Here is a 1,981-nt window from a genome sequence, read left to right as displayed (position 1 = left end):
GGGACGAAAATCTGGGTCGCGATGTTGCCCTGAAGCTCTTTGCCCCGCAGGCACCGGACGCCGACGAATTGAAGCGGCAGGAAGCAGAAATCCAGCTTCTGGCCACCCTGAACCATCCGGGATTGGTGACGCTGTTCGACGCCGGGATCGACACCCGGGTCCCCGATGAGCCGAGGCCCTTCCTCACCATGGAACTCGTGGACGGCCAGGACCTGCGCACCAGGATCCGGCACAGCCGTGTCCCGCTGGAGGAACTGGCAGTCATCGGTGCCGGCATCGCTGATGCCCTGGCGTATGTCCACGGCCTCGGGATCATCCACCGCGACATCAAGCCCGCCAATATCCTGCTGGTACAGATCCGCCCCGGGGAGCCACTGCGCCCGAAGCTCACAGACTTCGGCATTGCCCGCATCGCGGACTCCACCCGGCTGACCGCAACGGGAACGATGGTTGGCACTGCCGCTTACCTCAGCCCTGAGCAGGCCCTGGGTCAGCCCCTCTCCCCTGCGTCGGATATCTACTCCCTCGGCCTTGTGTTGCTCGAATGCATCAAGGGCACGATTGAATATCCGGGCGGCGCTGTTGAATCTGCCGTGGCGCGCCTCCACCGTGCGCCGGAAATTCCCGAGGACCTGCCGTCCGAATGGGCGGACCTCATTCGCTCCATGACAGCCATCGAACCGCTGGAGCGGCCCGCCGCCGCGGATATCGAAACCGTCCTCAGGCAGGCATTGGTTTCGCCGGCCTCAACTCCGGGAGCGCTTGCTCCGGAGACCACAAGGGTCCTGCCGGCGATGCCGTTCCACCCGCCTTCCATCACTGCCGAGGAATCGGTGGATGAACTGCGTGAGGCGGCAGGACCAGTGGGCCAGGCCTCATTGGCGTCCCCTGAGCAGGGGACAAAGGGTAAACAGCCGAAAAGGGAGCATTTTACAGGGACCGGGCGCAGGCGCTGGTGGCTTGGGGTGCTGCTTTCGGTGGTACTGATAGCGGCCACCGTAGCGGCAGTGCTGGCAAGCCTGTCCACCCAGTCCACACCCGACGTTGTGCCCTACCCCACGGTGACTGGGGTCCTTGGTGACCACCTCGAGGAACTCCAAAAGAGCGTAGAGCCGTGACCCTGAACCTGGGGCATAATCCCGATGGCAGGCACAAGCGACCTGTGCCTTGGGCGGTGGCGGTGGTTGCAGCCGGGCTGCTGGCTGGCTGTGCTCCCAGCGACACAGGCCTGCAGCCCGCCGCCGCACGTCAGCTCCAGGCACGGGTCCTGGAAGTGAGCGAGGCTTCCTCAAGAAATGATCCCGCCACAGCCATGAAGGCCCTCGAAGGCCTTGAGGCGGAACTGGCTGCGGCACGGGACAAGGGCCAGATTTCCGAGGAGCGTCGGCAGACCGTCACCACCATCGCAGCGGCCGTCCGCGCCGACCTTGAACAAGCCCTTGCGGCGGCCGCGAAAGCGGCAGAGGACGCGAAAACCGCAACGGAGCAGGCGGCGGCCGAGACGCCGGCACCTTCCACCGGGACGCCGGCACCGGCTCCAGAGCCGGCTCCGGAACCGGCTCCCCTTCCCGCTCCGGCCCCCGCACCGGAAACGGGAAATGATGACGACAAGAAGGACAACGAGGGTAAGGGCAAAGGCAAAGACTGAACGCTGAGGCTTGCACGCAGGACGGCGTCGCTTGAGCCACGAGCGACGAGCGACCCCAACGTTCCAGCCCCAACAGCAAGGAGGCGACGCGCCGGGATGAACCCGGGGCGCCGCCTCCTTCACGTTGCCTGTACAGCTGCTGCCGCAGCCCTCCCCTAGGTCAGGGTTGCGAGGACCTTGTTCAGCGTGGCGGACGGGCGCATCACGGCGGAAGCCTTGGCGTCGTCGGGGTGGTAGTAACCTCCGATGTCCACCGGCGAGCCCTGGACCTCGGCCAGTTCGCCCACGATCGTCTCCTCCTTGGAGGAGAGCTCCCCGGCGATGGAACTGAAC

3 protein-coding genes are annotated in these 1,981 nt (G+C 65.8%); 2 read left to right on the top strand and 1 reads right to left on the bottom strand.

Features of this window, described 5'->3' with window-relative positions; genetic code table 11:
* Positions 1-1,118: serine/threonine-protein kinase (locus tag AC5RWX_RS32810; protein WP_494100344.1), on the top strand; the 1,118-nt coding region annotated here is incomplete at its 5' end.
* Positions 1,115-1,648 (top strand): FIMAH domain-containing protein, encoded by a 534-nt coding sequence (locus AC5RWX_RS32805; RefSeq protein WP_494100343.1) that lies wholly within the window; start codon positions 1,115-1,117, stop codon positions 1,646-1,648. The genes AC5RWX_RS32810 and AC5RWX_RS32805, both read left to right, overlap by 4 nt.
* 155 nt (positions 1,649-1,803) lie before the next feature.
* On the opposite strand, the gene AC5RWX_RS32800 is transcribed toward AC5RWX_RS32805, so the two are convergent.
* Positions 1,804-1,981: NADP-dependent isocitrate dehydrogenase (locus AC5RWX_RS32800; RefSeq protein WP_494100345.1), on the bottom strand; the 178-nt coding region annotated here is incomplete at its 5' end.

It is taken from the genome of Arthrobacter sp. SPT-J7 (assembly GCF_059089965.1).
This window is presented reverse-complemented; position numbering and strand designations above follow the sequence as displayed.